The organism is Methanoculleus sp. (assembly GCF_036677455.1).
GTDB lineage: Archaea > Halobacteriota > Methanomicrobia > Methanomicrobiales > Methanoculleaceae > Methanoculleus.
The window spans coordinates 52,704-68,624 of the sequence record NZ_JAVBWL010000003.1; the positions used below are offsets into that span (position 1 = coordinate 52,704).

The 15,921-nt window shown below is 63.4% G+C and carries 17 protein-coding genes; 14 read left to right on the plus strand and 3 right to left on the minus strand.

The window, feature by feature from the left end:
• Nucleotides 1-128: 128 nt before the first annotated feature.
• Nucleotides 129-701: a GNAT family N-acetyltransferase gene (locus V6K60_RS00790; protein WP_332448603.1), complete on the minus strand. Its 573-nt coding sequence runs from the start codon at nucleotides 699-701 to the stop codon at nucleotides 129-131.
• Nucleotides 702-971: 270 nt separating this feature from the next.
• Here V6K60_RS00790 and V6K60_RS00795 point away from each other — a divergent pair, with 270 nt between their 5' ends.
• The 6 genes from V6K60_RS00795 to cgi121 all read left to right on the plus strand — a co-directional run bounded on the left by V6K60_RS00795 (nucleotide 972) and on the right by cgi121 (nucleotide 7,136).
• Nucleotides 972-1,997 carry a type II glyceraldehyde-3-phosphate dehydrogenase gene (locus V6K60_RS00795; RefSeq protein ID WP_332448604.1) on the plus strand — a complete coding sequence of 342 codons (1,026 nt, stop codon included), beginning with the start codon at nucleotides 972-974 and terminating at the stop codon, nucleotides 1,995-1,997.
• 55 nt (nucleotides 1,998-2,052) lie between these two features.
• Nucleotides 2,053-3,000 (plus strand): tyrosine--tRNA ligase, encoded by a 948-nt coding sequence (locus V6K60_RS00800; RefSeq protein ID WP_332448605.1) that lies wholly within the window; start codon nucleotides 2,053-2,055, stop codon nucleotides 2,998-3,000.
• Between the two features lie 7 nt (nucleotides 3,001-3,007).
• Complete coding sequence (locus tag V6K60_RS00805; RefSeq protein WP_332448606.1) at nucleotides 3,008-3,784, plus strand: serine protein kinase RIO; 777 nt, start codon at nucleotides 3,008-3,010, stop codon at nucleotides 3,782-3,784.
• 18 nt (nucleotides 3,785-3,802) lie between these two features.
• Entirely contained in the window at nucleotides 3,803-4,345 is a 543-nt protein-coding gene (locus tag V6K60_RS00810; RefSeq protein WP_332448607.1) for a KH domain-containing protein, read from the plus strand.
• Nucleotides 4,346-4,430: 85 nt separating this feature from the next.
• A complete protein-coding gene (locus V6K60_RS00815; protein ID WP_332448608.1) occupies nucleotides 4,431-6,572 on the plus strand; it encodes an ATP-dependent DNA helicase in 2,142 nt (713 codons plus the stop codon).
• Between the two features lie 48 nt (nucleotides 6,573-6,620).
• A complete protein-coding gene (gene cgi121 / locus V6K60_RS00820) occupies nucleotides 6,621-7,136 on the plus strand; it encodes a KEOPS complex subunit Cgi121 (protein WP_332448609.1) in 516 nt (171 codons plus the stop codon).
• On the opposite strand, the gene V6K60_RS00825 is transcribed toward cgi121, so the two are convergent.
• Together V6K60_RS00825 and V6K60_RS00830 are read right to left on the minus strand one after the other, a co-directional pair.
• Nucleotides 7,133-7,624: a MogA/MoaB family molybdenum cofactor biosynthesis protein gene (locus tag V6K60_RS00825; protein WP_332448610.1), complete on the minus strand. Its 492-nt coding sequence runs from the start codon at nucleotides 7,622-7,624 to the stop codon at nucleotides 7,133-7,135. The genes cgi121 and V6K60_RS00825 overlap by 4 nt on opposite strands.
• A 694-nt stretch (nucleotides 7,625-8,318) precedes the next feature.
• Entirely contained in the window at nucleotides 8,319-8,570 is a 252-nt protein-coding gene (locus V6K60_RS00830; protein ID WP_332448611.1) for a hypothetical protein, read from the minus strand.
• Between the two features lie 325 nt (nucleotides 8,571-8,895).
• On the opposite strand from V6K60_RS00830, the gene V6K60_RS00835 reads away from it, so the two are divergent.
• The 8 genes from V6K60_RS00835 to pdxS all read left to right on the plus strand — a co-directional run.
• Nucleotides 8,896-10,179, plus strand: coding sequence for an ORC1-type DNA replication protein (locus V6K60_RS00835; protein WP_332448612.1), 1,284 nt, complete (start codon nucleotides 8,896-8,898; stop codon nucleotides 10,177-10,179).
• 4 nt (nucleotides 10,180-10,183) lie between these two features.
• Entirely contained in the window at nucleotides 10,184-10,675 is a 492-nt protein-coding gene (locus V6K60_RS00840; protein WP_332448613.1) for an Lrp/AsnC family transcriptional regulator, read from the plus strand.
• An 11-nt stretch (nucleotides 10,676-10,686) separates the two neighbouring features.
• Nucleotides 10,687-11,847 (plus strand): aminotransferase class I/II-fold pyridoxal phosphate-dependent enzyme, encoded by a 1,161-nt coding sequence (locus tag V6K60_RS00845; protein ID WP_332448614.1) that lies wholly within the window; start codon nucleotides 10,687-10,689, stop codon nucleotides 11,845-11,847.
• Nucleotides 11,848-12,511: 664 nt separating this feature from the next.
• Entirely contained in the window at nucleotides 12,512-13,522 is a 1,011-nt protein-coding gene (locus V6K60_RS00850; RefSeq protein ID WP_332448615.1) for an adenylosuccinate synthetase, read from the plus strand.
• A complete protein-coding gene (locus V6K60_RS00855; RefSeq protein WP_332448616.1) occupies nucleotides 13,519-13,704 on the plus strand; it encodes a methytransferase partner Trm112 in 186 nt (61 codons plus the stop codon). The genes V6K60_RS00850 and V6K60_RS00855 overlap by 4 nt, the downstream gene beginning before the upstream one ends.
• A 6-nt stretch (nucleotides 13,705-13,710) precedes the next feature.
• Complete coding sequence (locus V6K60_RS00860) at nucleotides 13,711-14,229, plus strand: DUF7524 family protein (protein WP_332448617.1); 519 nt, start codon at nucleotides 13,711-13,713, stop codon at nucleotides 14,227-14,229.
• On the plus strand, nucleotides 14,208-15,128 hold the full coding sequence (cbiB, locus tag V6K60_RS00865) for an adenosylcobinamide-phosphate synthase CbiB (protein WP_332448618.1): 921 nt from the start codon (nucleotides 14,208-14,210) through the stop codon (nucleotides 15,126-15,128). The genes V6K60_RS00860 and cbiB overlap by 22 nt, the downstream gene beginning before the upstream one ends.
• A 5-nt stretch (nucleotides 15,129-15,133) precedes the next feature.
• The coding region (pdxS, locus tag V6K60_RS00870; protein WP_332448619.1) for a pyridoxal 5'-phosphate synthase lyase subunit PdxS at nucleotides 15,134-15,921 on the plus strand (788 nt) is incomplete at its 3' end.

The following is a 15,921-nucleotide window of genomic DNA, read 5'->3' on the forward strand; positions in this document are numbered from 1 at the left end:
GATGCCGTCGGCCGGAGATAGAAGAATGGCGTGGGGGGAAAACCCCATCCACACTCCCCATTACATTGTCGGCCGGGGGAGTGATAAATTCCCCGTACGGCAGGGGTTGAAGGGTTGAATCAGGCGGTTCAATTCGCCCGGATCGCCGGGACCGGGGACCGCTCTCGCCACTCGTCGCGGAGGACCCCCCAGAGGTCGACATCCTCGTAGACACCCCATTTCCGGAAGTGCCCCCGGGAACGGCCTTCATACAGCATCCCGCACTTCTCCATCACCCGGCCTGATGCCGGGTTGCGCGAGAAGTGCACGGCGTGGATCCGGTGCAGCCCGAGGACACAGAACCCGTACCCGATCACCGCACGGACCGCCTCGGTGGCGTAACCCCGGCCCCAGCAGGACGGTGCGACCCAGAACCCGAGCTCGCCGCGGGCGTGCTCCAGATCGATCCGGAGGCGGACGCCGCCGATGAGGCTGCCTTCCCCCGCAAGCGTGACGGCGAAGGCCGCGGCGTCGCCGCGCTCACTGCCCTCGCGGAGGGAGGCGATCCAGACCTCGGCGAGGCCGTCCGGGTAGGGGTAGGGGAGGAGGGTTGCCGAGGCAACAGCATAATCTCCGCAGAGCCGTTGAACCGCAGGGGCGTCCGCAAGGTCGAACGGCCGCAGGAGGAGGCGGCCGGTTGCGAGGACTGGCTGTCTTTCCATGAATATGCTCATGGCCTCAGCCCGATATAAGCCCTGCCACTCGTCGCCCTCGGGCCTGCAGGAGGGGGCGGGAGACCCCGGTGAAGATCCGCACTTCTGTCATACAAAATCCGACCCCGGTTATATATTGAGATCCAGGTTCGCGGCATTATGGGGGTTAATAGACATTATAGAGCATCGCAGGAACCCGTTTGGCATAAAATTGCATAATAGGAGCCGTATGGGCAATTCAGCAACCTTTATTAATTTTTGTTCTGTATTCCATCATACATGATCAAAGTCGCGATCAACGGGTACGGCACCATCGGCAAGCGAGTCGCCGATGCGGTCGCCGCACAGCCCGATATGGAAGTCATCGGGGTCTCTAAGACGAGCGTCTCCGCCGAGGCGTACGTGGCAAAGAAGCGCGGGTACCCCCTCTACATCGCGGACCTTTCAAAGAGGCCGGCGTTCGAGAAGGCCGGGATCGAGGTCGCCGGAGACGTCGAAGCGATGATCAAGGTCGCCGATATCGTTGTGGACGCCACCCCCGGCGGCGTCGGGGAAAAGAACAAACCGCTCTATGAGAAACTTGGCAAAAAGGCAATCTGGCAGGGCGGCGAGGGGCACGAGGTCGCCGGGTTCTCCTTCAACGCTCACGCGAACTACAAGGAGGCCGAAGGGCACCAGTTCGCCCGGGTCGTCTCGTGCAACTCCACCGGCCTTGTCCGGCTCATCCACGCTCTGGACCAGGCCTTCGGCGTCGAGCGGGTCCGGGCGGTGATGGTCCGGCGCGGAGCGGACCCGAGCGACGTGAAGAGGGGGCCGGTGGACGCGATCGTCCTCAACCCGGCGACCATCCCGAGCCACCACGGCCCCGACGTCAACACCGTCCTCCCCCAGATCAACATCGTCACGCTCGCGATGATCGTCCCGACGACGTTCATGCACATGCACAGCATCCAGATGGACTTGAAGAAGGAGACCACCCGCGACGCGGTGCTGAAGGTCTTTGAAGGCCACAGCCGCATCGGGATCGTCCGCAAGGCCACCGGGATCAAGAGCAACGCCGAGCTCCGGGAGTACACCCAGGACCTCGGCCGGCCGAGGACCGACCTCTGGGAGAACGGCGTCTTCGAGGACTCGGTCTCGGTCCTGAACGGGAAGGAGTTCTACTGCTTCCAGGCCATCCACCAGGAGGCCGACGTCGTCCCCGAGAACATCGACTGCATCCGCGCCCTGATGGGAACGGTGAAGGATCCGGAAGAATCCATCCGGATGACCAACAAAGCGCTCAACTTCGTCGCGATCGGGTGAACGGCCGGACCGGGGAGGAAGAAGGATTAACTCCCCGGCAAACCCACTCTTTTCAATGGATCCGTACGAACTGGTGACCCGGAACACCGTAGAGGTCGTCACCGACGAGGAACTGCGCGCGCTCATCGACCGCCCGGTCAAGCGGGTCTACACCGGCTATGAACCGAGCGGGGAGATCCACCTCGGCCACATGGTGACGGTGAACAAGCTGATGGACCTCGCACAGGCAGGGTTTGAGGTGACCGTGCTCATCGCCGACCTCCATGCGTTCCTGAACAGGAAAGGCACGATGGAGGAGATCCGGGAGATCGCCGAGTACAACCGCCGCTGTTTCGAGGGGCTCGGCCTTCGCGGCGCAAAATACGTCCTCGGTTCGGACGTGCAGCTCACGCCGGAGTACGAACTCGAGGTCCTGACGCTCTCCCAGGCGATCACCCTCAACCGGGCGAAGCGGAGCATGGACGAGGTCGGGCGGCAGATGGACAACCCGACGGTCTCGCAGATGGTCTATCCCATCATGCAGATGGTCGACATCGCGACCCTCAAGGTGGACGCCGCCGTCGGCGGGATCGACCAGCGAAAGATTCACATGCTCGCGCGGGAACACCTCCCGTCGATCGGGTACCCGGCGCCGGTCTGTATCCACACGCCGATCATCAACGGCCTCGACGGGAAGAAGATGTCGTCGTCGGCCGGAAACGTCATATCGGTCGCCGACTCCGAGGAAGATATCCGGCAGAAGATGAAGAAGGCGTTCTGCCCGCCGGAGGTCGAGAACAACCCGGTGCTCCAGATCCTGCGTTACCATGTCTTCCCCCGGACCGGAATGGTTACCATCCGCCGGCCCGCGAAGTTCGGCGGGGACCGGGAGTTTGCCGCGTATGAGGACCTCGAGCGTGCCTATGCCGCAGGCGAAATTCATCCCCTGGACCTGAAGACGGCCGCCGCTGCCCACCTCGTCGATATCCTCGCCCCCGTACACGACTACGTCTGCAGCAGGTGATCCGGCCGTGGGCCGCGAAGAAGAGTACAAGCAGTTCGATCGCGAGATCGAGGCGATGGGCGTCAGGCTCAAGGACGCCGATACCGTGAAGGTACGAGACGACGTCTTTGACGAGGTCACCCTCATAGCCCTCTACAGGCTCGTCCACAAGAAACTGATCTCGGCCATCGGCGGGCCGATCAGCACCGGGAAAGAGGCGAACGTCTTCTATGGCGAGCGCGACGGACAGGGGATCGCGATCAAGATCTACCGCATCCAGACCGCGAACTTCAAGGCGATGAACGAGTACCTCGCAGGAGACCGCCGGTTCTCAAGCGTCCGGGGAACGCGCAAGGGCCTCATCTTCGCCTGGACGAAGAAGGAGTACAGCAACCTTGCCCGGGCGCACGAGGCGGGGATCCCGGTCCCCGAACCCCTCGCGTTCGACCGGAACATTCTCCTGATGACGTTCCTCGGGCAGGACGAGGTGCCCTACCCGCAGCTCCGGAACGCCGAGGTCGAGGACTACGGGGCGGTCTACCGGCAGGTCCTCGACTACGTTGAACGGCTCTACCGGGAGGCCCGCCTGGTCCATGCCGATCTCTCCGAATACAATATCCTCTACCACGAGAAACCATACCTGATCGATATGGGGCAGGCGGTCACCCTGGATCACCCGCGGGCATCCGCGTTCCTGGTCCGGGACATCAAGAACCTGAATCGATATTTCGCCCGCCACACTGATGTGCCGGATGAGGAAGAGATCCTCAGGGCGATCGTCGGCACCGGACGCCGGGAGCCCTGAAGACCGGGAGAAGGAATCATGACCACACAGGAGATGAAAGTTTCAGCAGCGAGGATCGGTGTACTCATCGGCAAGAGCGGGTCCACAAAACGCGAGATCGAAGAGAAGACCGGGATATCCCTCCTGATCGACAGCGAGGAGGGGCTGGTGACGATCGAGGGAGAGGACCCTATCGCCGTCATCACGGCACAGAGCGTGGTGCAGGCAATCAGCCGTGGGTTCTCACCGGAACGTGCGTTCCGGCTTCTCGATGACGAGGACATGATGCTCGATATCATCAACCTCGCCGACCTCACGGATACGACCCGGCAGCTCGAACGGCTCCGGGGCCGGATCATCGGGAAGGCAGGGACCTCCCGCGCTCAGATCGAGGACCTGACCAACACGGAGATCTCGGTCCACGGGAAGACCGTCGCGATCATCGGCCTCCCGGACCAGGTCGAGACCGCGAGGAAGGCAGTGGAGATGCTGGTCCAGGGTGTGCCCCACGAGAACGTCTACGGGTTCCTCGACCGGAAGAAGAAGGAAGCCAAGCAGGCGATGCTGGAGTACTACTCATGATCCGGCGGGGGCAGACCGGCCCCCTGTCCACGACGATGACAGTACAGGATGATATACAGTTTGCAGTGGAAATGAAGGGGTATACATGGAGATAGCCGGCCTGCCGATCCCGCAGGATCTCGCGGCCGGCTACGCCCGGTCCGGGATCACGAAACTCTACCCGCCGCAGGCGGCCTGCGTCGAAGCGGGGCTTTTTTCCGGGAAGAACCTTCTGATCGCCATCCCGACCGCGAGCGGCAAGACCCTGGTCGCCGAGATGGGGATGCACCACCAGGTGGCGAGGGGCGGCAAGTGCCTCTACATCGTCCCTTTGCGGGCGCTCGCGAGCGAGAAGTTCGAGGAGTTCTCGGGGAAGGGGCTCCGCGTCGGTATCGCCACCGGCGACTTCGATCGAAGAGACGATTACCTGGGAAGAAACGATATCATCGTCGCAACGAGCGAGAAGGTGGACTCGCTCCTGCGGAACAGGACACCATGGCTTGCCGATATCACCCTGCTCGTCCTCGACGAGGTTCACCTGATCGACGACCCCTCGAGAGGAGCGACGCTCGAGATGGTGATTGCAAAACTCCGGCACAAGACCCCGGATCTCCAGATCATCGCCCTCTCGGCGACCATCGGGAACCCCGCCGACCTCGCCGGGTGGCTGGACGCCGAACTCGTCGAGAGCGACTGGCGGCCGGTCGACCTCCGGGAGGGAGTCTTCTTCCAGGACGGCATCCGGTTTGCCGACCGCGACCGGGTGGTGGAACGCCGGAGCAAGTACGAGGATCTGGACCTCGTCCTCGACACGGTCGCGGAGGGGGGGCAGTGCCTGGTCTTCGTCAGCTCCCGGAAGAACGCGGAGGCGTTCGCAAAACGCGCGGCCTCAGGCCTGAAACTCCAAAACCCCGTCCTCGCCGGCTACGCCGACAAGATCCGGTCGAACGCCGCGACCGGCATGGGCAAGACGCTCGCCGCCTGCGTGGCACAGGGAGCGGCGTTCCACCACGCAGGGCTCGCGCGGGAGGAGCGGCAGATCATCGAGCAAGGGTTCCGGGAGGGGCATATCAAGGTGATCTCCTCGACCCCGACCCTCGCGGCGGGCCTGAACCTCCCGGCCCGGCGGGTGATCGTCCGCGACTACCTCCGGTTCAACGCCGCGGAGGGGGGGATGGTCCCGATACCGGTCCGGGAGTACCGGCAGATGGCCGGACGGGCCGGGCGGCCGCACCTGGACCCCTACGGCGAGGCGGTCCTGCTCGCAAAGTCCGAGGAGATGGTCGAGGAGCTCTTCGACTGTTACATCGAGGCGGCCGCCGAAGATGTCCAGAGCCGGTGCGCGGATGAAGCGGTCCTCTGCACCCACATCCTCTCCCTGATCGCCACCGGCTTCACCCGCGAACGTGACGAGGTGCTCGCGTTCATGGACGGGACGTTCTACGCCCACCAGGGCGAGAGCCCGCGCGCGCTCTCGCGGGCGGTCCACCGGGTGCTTGAGTTCTTGCGGGAGGCCGAGATGATCACCGAGGTGGGAGAGTGGCTCGAGGCCACCGAGTACGGTTCGCTCGTCTCCCGGCTCTACATCGACCCCCGGAGCGCCGAGGTGATCGTGAAGGCGATGATCGGCCAAAAGGAGTACACCGATATCGGGCTCCTCCACCTCCTCTGCTCGACGCCGGATATGCCGACGCTCTACGTGCGAAGAGACGACATGTACCTCCTGGACCGGTTCCTCGCCGACCACCGGGACGACCTCTGGATGGAGATCCCCTGGGACGCCGGCGAAGGGTTCGACCGGAGTCTCAAGACCGCGCTCCTCCTCACCGACTGGGCCGATGAGCTCGGGGAGGACGTGATCTGCGAGCGCTACAACGTCGGTCCGGGGGACGTCTATGGTATGATCGAGAGCGTCGCCTGGCTGGTCCACGCGTCCCGGCACCTTGCCGGTCTCTTCGCGCCCCACCTCACCGGTCCGATCGAGGAGATGGAGCTCCGGACCAAGCACGGTATCAAGAAGGAGCTCCTGCCCCTCATCAGGCTCCGCGGAATCGGGCGCGTCCGGGCGCGCCGGCTCTTCAACAACAACCTCGGGTCGATCGAGGCGCTCCGGGCGGCCGGGCCGGCGAAGGTCGGGGCGATCCTCGGGCAGGGGATCGCCGCACAGATATTCGAGCAGCTCGAGGGAAGACGGGAGGAGATCGGGGAGGCGAGCGAGGAGCAGTCGACCCTCTCCCGGTTCGGGTGAACGGTATATGATGGGAGGAGATATGGCAGGAGCAGGAGGGGTAGAACGATGACGGAGGTAGCGTGCGATATCTACCAGGCGGTCTTCACGGTCGACGAGAATGTCAGGTTTCTGAACGCGATTCGCGGGATCGCCGACGCGTGCGGGACCCACATCATCCTCTTCGACGCTGACCGGCTCGCCGGGCGCACCCATGTTGAGGCGGCGCTCCGGCACGCCCGGCGGTCATGGGCCGGCGGCGAGGCGATCGCGAACTCGATCGAGATGGAGGCGCTCCTCTACGCCGCGGGGACCCGGCAGTGCCAGGTGGCCGCGTCCTTCGGGATCCACCCGGGAGAGAACCGTTCCTACATCGCCGTCTGCCCCCCGGCTCCGGGTGTCCGGGACCGGCTTGCCGGTCTCGTAACGTTCGTCGACGGAGATTGGGACGGGATTGATCCCGCAAAGCGGGCGCGTCTTTCGGACCTCTTCGCGATCACCCCCGAAGAGGTCGCGGTTGTCGGGGAGGCGCGGTTCCGCGACCTGGTCCTCGAGCGGGTGGCGCTCCTCGACGTCTACCGCTAGCGCGGCGAGGCGTGGGTGAGGATGTGCCGGATCTCAGGGATGATGATCTCTTGCGCGGCGAGCGTGACGGCCTTTGTGGAGCCCGGGATGCAGAAGACCACCCGGCCAGCGACGATGCCGGCGATCGCCCGTGAGAGGATCGCAGAGGTCCCGATCTCCTCGTAACTCTTGAGGCGGAAGAGTTCCCCGAACCCGTCGATCGTCTTTTCGAGCAGCGGCGCGACGGCCTCGATGGTCACGTCGTCGGGGGTGAGCCCGGTACCCCCGGTGACGATGACGCAGGTTGCGCGCGAAAGGGCGGTATGGACCTCGGACCGGATCTGCTCGAGGTCGTCGGGGACGATCGCGTAGTGGGTCACCTCGATGCCGGCAGCTGAGAGGAGGTCGATGAGCGTCTTTCCGCTGGTGTCGTTCTCAGGTTTCCGGCTTGAAGAGACGGTGATGACGGCACCGGTCACCATGACAGGCTTAAGATGGTTGCTCTCCATAGAATCTTCCAGTACCCCTGTACCGCGCATTTGACTTCTTTGTATCCTCGCGTTGCGGATTCGATCCCCGACCCCTTTGTTTCGACTGGAACTTTGAAGGGGCAGGAGAGGGTCGGGGAGGGGGGAGGATGGTGAGGTCTGTTGATCAAACCAGGCCTGGTGGAAGCGACTGAAGGTGATCCGTGCTGATATCGGGATTTTTTCGTTCCAGGAGCCCGGCGAGGATCATCCAGGAGCCCGCCGGGGATCAGCTGGAAAGGGGAGCGGTGAGACTGCAACCCGGCCAGGATCAGCAACACTGGATCCCTGGAGAGCGTTGGAGCATATCCCGGGGGAACGATGAATTGCCTCACGATGAACCATGTTCCGATAAAAAGCACCCCGGAGAACGAGGATTAACGAACAGCATCCCAATGAGCCGCGTTCCGGTGAAACGGATTCAAACGGACCCCATTCCGAAAAGGCGATGATCTCACCCCCTGGACAGGGCGCTGGCTCAGGGTCCCAGGTCTTGTGGTCTACCGTTGCAGTCTCTTCCTTCCGTGTTTGCCCTCACTTTCTCTCTGGTCATCTCACTTTCTTCCTCCTCCCTCCCACCTTTCTCCCGGTCACCCCCACTTTCTTCCACGGTTATCCTCACTTTTCTCCCGGTCACCCCCACTTTCTTCCATGGTCACCCTCACTTTTCTCCTGGTCACTCCCTCTTTCTTCCATGGTTATCCTCACTTTTCTCCCGGTCACTCCCTCTTTCTTCCATGGTTACCCTCACTTCTTCCATGGTTTTTCTCTCTCCTCGCTTCGCTCTCTCCTCACTTTTCTTCAGGTTTCTCTTGTTTCCTCCTTCCTTCTCCTGGTTTCTCCTTGTTTTTTGGTTTTCTCGTTTTTTTCTCTTGTAACCATAAATCTTTATATCTTGAAATTCAGAGGTACACATGACTATCATCATCACTTTTGATTGATTGATACCACCGTATCATCATCACGTTCCACTCGAAACAAAGGGGTGGGGGTGATCCCCTCCTCCCTCCCCTCAAAATCCACCTGGTAGGCTCCTCCCGACACCCTCTCCCCTCACCCCGGTTCACCCGGACAATTCACTTTCCTGCCCGGTTCTCCCGGCCTTCTAAACGACTGGATCGCTTGTAATCTCCCGGGAGTCAGAAATTCCTCCGTTCCACTGGAAACGAAGGGGTTATCTGTCACAAGAACGATCAGCTTAAGGGTCCTCGACACGAAAATTTTCTGTCCGGGCAACCCCCTCCGGTGACATCATGTCGGACGATAAAACCAATCCAATGGGACTCTTCAAGAAATACCTTACCAATAGGCGTATATTCAAGAACAGGGAAGTGCTGCGCCACAGCTATCGTCCCCAGATTCTTCCTCACCGGAAACCGCAGATCGACGAGCTCGCTTCCATCCTTGCGCCCGCCCTCACGAACGAGACTCCGTCAAACATCCTCATCTACGGCAAGACCGGGACCGGGAAGACGGCCTCGGCACGGTATGTGGGAACAGAGCTTGAGAACGCGAGCGTCCTCGCCGGGACAAAGTGCCGGATCGTCCACCTCAACTGTGAGGTGATCGATACCCAGTACCGGGTCCTCGCCCAGATCGCAAACGGTCTCGACGACGCCGACGAGCACCCGAGCGACAGCCCCCGGAGCGTCATTCCCATGACCGGGTGGCCGACCGACCAGGTCTACATGGAGCTCAAGAACCAGCTCGAGAGCAGCGGCGGGGTGATGGTCATCATCCTCGACGAGATCGACAAACTCGTGAAGAAGAGCGGCGACGACACCCTCTACAACCTCACCCGGATCAACTCCGACCTGAAGTTCGCGAAGGTCAGTATCATCGGGATCTCAAACGACCTCCGGTTCACCGACTTCCTGGACCCCCGGGTCCTCTCCTCGCTCTCTGAAGAGGAGATCGTCTTCCCCCCCTACAACGCCCCGCAGCTCTGCGATATCCTCCAGCAGAGGGCCGAGATGGCGTTTGTCGAGGGGGCGCTCGCCGAGGCGGTCATCCCGCTCTGTGCGGCGCTTGCGGCACAGGAGCACGGCGATGCCCGGCGAGCGCTCGATCTCCTCCGGGTCTCGGGCGAGCTTGCGGACCGCGAGAACGCCGCGGGCGTGACCGAGAAGCACGTCAGGATGGCCCAGGAGAAGATCGAGACCGATAGCATGGTGGAGTGTATCTCCACCCTCCCGACCCAGAGCAAGGCGGTCCTCTACGCGATGCTGATCCTGGAGCAGATGGGCAAACGGATCTTCACGAGCGGCGAGGTCACGGTGGTCTACCGCGAGATCGCCCGGATCATCGACCTCGACGTCCTGACGCACCGCCGGATCACGGACCTCATCTCCGAACTCAACATGCTCGGCGTCATCAACACCCGGGTCGTCTCGCGGGGCCGTTACGGCCGGACGAAGGAGATGTGGTTCGATGCAACGACCAGCAAGATCGAGGAGGTCGTCACGCGCGACCCGAGGCTCGACGATGCGAGGCTCAAGAACCTCGACATCAATCGCTTAAAAGCAATGTTCAGGTGAAACTATGGACGAGAAGGACCGTACCCTCCTCCACCTCCTGGAGGAGAATTGCCGCACCCCGGAGAACGAACTCGCGGTGCTGGCCGAGATGAGCGAGCAGGATGTACGCGACCGGATCGGCCGGCTGGAGACGGCCGGTGTCGTCCGCCGTTACGGGGCGGTCGTCGACTGGGAGCGGGCCGGCGACGGCAACGTCGCCGCGGTGATCGAGCTGAAGGTCTCGCCCGAGCGGGACTTCGGCTACGACCGGATAGCGGAGCGGATCTCCCGGTTCCCGCAGGTCCGGTCGCTCCGGTTGATGACCGGGGCGTATGACCTCCAGCTCCTGGTCGCCGGGCCGAGCATGCACGAGATCGCCCGGTTCGTCGCCGAGCAGATTGCCCCCATGGACCGGATCCGGGAGACTGCGACGCATATCATCATGAAGACCTACAAGGAGAACGGCACCACCTTCGCCGAACGCGAAGAGGTTGAGCGTCTCCCCTACTCCTTCTGAGGTGAGGCGCGTTGAGAGATTTCGTCTCGGCACGGGCCCGCGCGATACCCCCTTCCGGTATCCGGAAGTTCTTTGATATCGCCCAGACGATGGAGGACGTCATATCCCTGGGTGTCGGCGAACCGGATTTCGTGACCCCCTGGTGCGTCTGCGAGGCGTCCATCTACTCCATCGAGCAGGGATCGACCGCCTACACCTCGAACAAGGGGACGCCCCAGCTCCGGGGCGGCATCAGCCGCTACCTCGATACCCGGTTTCACACCCGCTACGACCCCGAGGAGGAGATCATCGTCACCTGCGGCGTCTCGGAAGCGGCCGATATCGCCATCCGGGCCGTCACGGACCCGGGCGACGAGGTGCTGGTCGCCGAGCCCTGCTACGTCTCCTACACGCCCTGCGTCTCCCTCGCCGGCGGGATCCCGGTCACCGTCCCCTGCCGGGCGGATGACGAGTTCCGGCTGACGGCCGATGCGCTTGCGGAGTCCATCACCCCGAAGACAAAGACGTTGATCGCCAACTTCCCGAACAACCCCACCGGCGGGGTGATGCAGGAGGCGGACTGGCGCGGGATCGCCGATCTCCTGGTCGACCACGACCTCCTCCTCATCAGCGACGAGGTCTACGGCGAGCTCACCTACGACGGCGACCACTTCTCGCCGGCGAGGATCCCCGAACTCCGTGACCGGACGATCACCCTGAACGGGTTCTCGAAGGCCTTCGCCATGACCGGGTGGCGGATCGGTTACCTCTGCGCCCCGCCCGAGATCACCGCGGCGGCCTTGAAGATCCACCAGTATGTCGCGCTCTGCGCCCCGGTCATGGGGCAGATCGCGGCCTATGAGGCGCTCCGGACCGGGGAAGCCGAGAAGGACGCCATGGTCCGGGAGTACCGCCTCCGGCGGAACCTCTTCGTCGACGGCTTGAACAAACTCGGCCTTACCTGCCACCTTCCGAAGGGTGCGTTCTACGCCTTCCCTTCGGTGGAGAGGACCGGTCTCACCGATACCGAGTTTGCGGAGTCCCTCCTCCATGAGCAGCACGTGGCGGTCGTCCCCGGGAGCGTCCTCGGACCGTCCGGGGCAGGGCACCTGCGGTGCGCCTATGCGGTCTCGCGGGACGATCTCAAAGAAGCGCTCTCCCGGATCGGGACCTTCCTGGACTCGTTAAAATAAGAAATATCTTCCCCGGCACCGCCGGGACAGATCAAAACTTTTTTTAACCCACTCTTCTGCATGAGCAGGCAACGGTTCATTGTCCGACAGAAGAATGACGGACAGATAACCCCTTTATTTCCACTGGAGATGTGGATTTATTCAGGGATCCCCGGCACCCGGAGATCCCATCGCGCATGTACTGAAATACGCATCTCGTCCCCTGAATCCTGCGTAGATCGGTGGGTTCGCATCCGCGCTCCGGTGAGAAGATCCCGCTACAGATCGGCACGTCGCACCCGGAGAAAACCTCGATGTACCGCCCGGGAATGTACAGGAGATGAAGTTTCCAGTGGAAATGAAGGGGTTCAGATCCCGACGGTGACCGAACCGGAGATGATCCGCGGCACCGAAGATTGATATACGATGGCTTCCCGCTCCCGGAACCCCTGAAATGTGCGCGTCTTGCTGCACAACGCCGGAGAGGCCCCCCCGACACCCGCGCATACCCGGGTGCCCTTGAGGCGCGTGAGGGGTGGAGGCGTGGGCGACCGGGTCGACCCCTCCCCCGGTATCACATTTTGACAATCTCCCGGGCTAAAGCCCGGGGGCTTGCTTGCATTCCCTGAACCTCGGATCTGTAACGTTTATCATCAAGTATCGCTCCATCCTACATGATAGAACAATGAGTTGTACTATTATCGTCGGCGGATTCTTTGGTGACGAGGGGAAAGGCAAGATCGTGGCCCACATCGCTCACCAGGATAGACCATCCATCATCTCCCGGGGCGGCGTCGGTCCGAATGCGGGGCACACGGTCCGTATCGGGGAGAAAGAGTACGGTGTCAGGATGGTCCCCTCGGGGTTCGTCTACCCGGAAGCGGCCCTCATGGTCGGGAGCGGCGTGCTCGTCGATCCCCGGGTCTTCCTGCGCGAGGTCGACCTGCTCGGTGTCCGGGACAGGACCTTTGTCGACGGGCGGTGCGGTGTCATCGAAGAGGAGCATATCGCCCGGGACAGGGCGAGCGAGCATCTCAGCAAGAAGATCGGGAGTACCGGAACCGGATGCGGCCCGGCAAACTCCGACCGCGTCCTCCGGACGTCCCGGCAGGCAAAAGACGTCCCGGAACTGGCAGACTTCATCACCGATGTTGCCGAGGACGTCAACTGCGCTCTCGACAGGGATGAGGTGGTCCTCCTCGAAGGGACCCAGGGTTTCGGGATCTCGCTCTACTTCGGGACCTATCCGTTTGTGACCAGCAAGGATACCTCCGCTTCGCAGATCGCCGCAGATAACGGTGTCGGCCCGACCCGGATCGACGATGTCATCGTCGTCTTCAAGGCCTACCCGACCCGGGTCGGCGAGGGTCCCTTCTCCACCGAGATGACGATGGCGCAGTCGCACGACCTCGGTATCGAGGAGTTCGGGACCGTCACCCATCGCCAGCGCCGCATCGGTACCTGGGACGGGAAGATGGCCCGCTACTCGGCGATGATCAACGGGTGCACCCAGGCCGCGATCACCGGGATCGACCGGATCGACCCGACCTGTTTCGGCGCAACGGACTACGACCGGCTGAGCCAGAAGGCAAAAGACTTCATCGCTCAGGCCGAGAAGGACATCGGCAGGCCCGTCACCCTGATCTCGACCGGCCCCGAGATGTCCCAGATCATCGATCGCCGGAGCGAGCTATGAGAAGGAGCCTGATGGAGATCCTCTGCTGCCCCGTCTGCAAGGGCGACCTCGTCCTCTCGGTGACCGAAGAGAACGGTGAGGAGGTGCTGGAGGGCACCCTCCGGTGCGCGGCATGTCAGGTCGACTACCCCATCAGCGAAGGCATCCCGAACCTCCTCCCGCAGACCGCCTGTGAGGACTGACCCGGCTTGTCGGAGATTCATCTCAACCGCCGGGGTATCAACACCATCGAGGTCCCGGAGAAGGTCGAGGTAGCCCCGGGGAGCGAGGTTCTCCTCCGGATCATCAACCACGGCTCGCCGCTCCACATCACCCTCGCTTCGGCGAACTCCTCGCCCTACACCGGCTTCTTCCACGAGAACCTCTACGTGGGTGAGATCGAGGAGTTCCCTATCCCCATCCGGGAGAGCGCCTACCCCGGGGTCTTCGACGTCGAGGTCATCGCCGGCTACGGCGCCCGAAAGGCAACGTTCCGGGTCGTCGTCCGGGAGCCGGCAGGACCGGAGACGGGACCGGTTGCGGTCTCCCCGCCGGCGCCCGCCCCGGCGACGACACCGAGGCCGCCCGCCACGGTCCTCGCCCCCGTCGGCGCAGCCCTGATCCTCTACGCGCTCTGGCTGGCCTACCGGATTGATCTCCTGAACGCCGCTGCATTTGCGGCGCTGCTCCTCGGGGTCATCCTCACATGGCTGCGGCAGCGGTCGTAGTCGCTGCGTCGCTGCTGGTGGACCGGCTGGTCGGGGACCCGCACTCCCGGTACCACCCGGTGGCGGTCCTCGGCCGGTTCATCGGGTGGTGGGGGGTCCCGTCCCGCTACCCGGCCCGCATCCAGCGATCGGTCGGGGTCGCGGGGACCCTCGCGAGCGTGGCACTCTTTGCCGCCCCGTTTGCGCTCATCCAGTTTGCCGCTCCCTGGTACCTCTACCTCCTCATCGCGCCCTTCCTCCTCAAGGCCTGCCTGGCCTGGCGGGCGCTCGAGGAGCATGTCGCCGCCGTGGTCCTGGCGCTCGATGACGGCGGCATCGATGCGGGCCGGTCGGCGGTCGGGATGATGGTGAGCCGGGATACGGCGCGCCTCGAGTCCGAGCACATCCTCTCGGCCGCCTACGAGTCAATGACCGAGAACCTGGTGGACAGCATCATATCGCCGCTCTTCTACTTCGGACTCTTCGGCCTCGTCGGCGCCGCCGCCTTCCGGGCAATCAACACCCTGGACGCGATGCTCGGCTACCGCGACGAGCGGCTCCGGATCGGGTGTTTCCCGGCACGTCTCGACGATCTCGCAAACTTCATCCCGGCGCGGATCACCGGCCTTCTCCTCCTCGCCTACTTTGCGGCGAAGGGCCGGTTCACCCCGGCGTACGCGGCGCTCCGCCGGGACAGGAAGAAGCGTCCCGGGTTCAACGGCGGTATCCCGATAGCCGTCATCGCCGGCGGCGTCGGGGTGCGGCTCGAGAAACCCGGCGTCTATACCATCGGGGACCCGGAACGGACGCTTGCGGAGGGGGGCGCTGATATCGTCCGGGCGGTCCGGGCGGCGACGGTCATCTTCGCCCTCGCCGAGATCGCCGCACTATTTTTATTGGTCTCCATGAGCTATACATAGAAGTAATGAAACTCGAGGAACTGAGATTTGGCACCGAGCTGATCAAGCGCGGCTTTGCGTCGATGCAGAAGGGCGGCGTCATCATGGACGTAGTCAACGCAGAGCAGGCCGAGCTCGCCGAAGAGGCCGGCGCCGTCGCTGTCATGGCGCTTGAGAGAGTCCCTGCCGATATCCGGGCGGCCGGGGGCGTGGCCCGCATGGCCGACCCGCAGAAGATCGTCGAGATCATCGATGCGGTCTCGATCCCGGTGATGGGGAAGGCCCGGATCGGCCACTTCGTCGAGGCGCAGATCCTGGAGGCGCTCGGCGTGGATATGGTCGACGAGAGCGAGGTGCTGACCCCGGCCGACGAGCAGTTCCATATCGATAAGGCCCGGTTTGGGGTCCCGTTCGTCTGCGGCGCCCGGAACCTCGGGGAGGCCCTGCGCCGGATCGACGAGGGTGCGGCGATGATCCGGACGAAGGGCGAGGCCGGGACGGGGAACGTCGTCGAGGCGGTCCGCCACATGCGGGCGATCATGGGCGGGATCCGGGCACTGAAAGGCCTCTCCAGCCAGGAACTCATCGACCGGGCCCGCGATATCGAGGCGCCGGCCGCACTCGTCATCGAGTGTGCAGAGCGCGGCCGCCTGCCCGTGGTGAACTTCTCCGCGGGCGGTATCGCGACCCCCGCCGACGCGGCCCTGATGATGCAGCTCGGGGCCGACGGCGTCTTTGTCGGGTCGGGGATCTTCAAGTCGGCAAACCCCGAAGCGACCGCCCGGGCGATCGTGGAGGCGGTGAACCACTACGA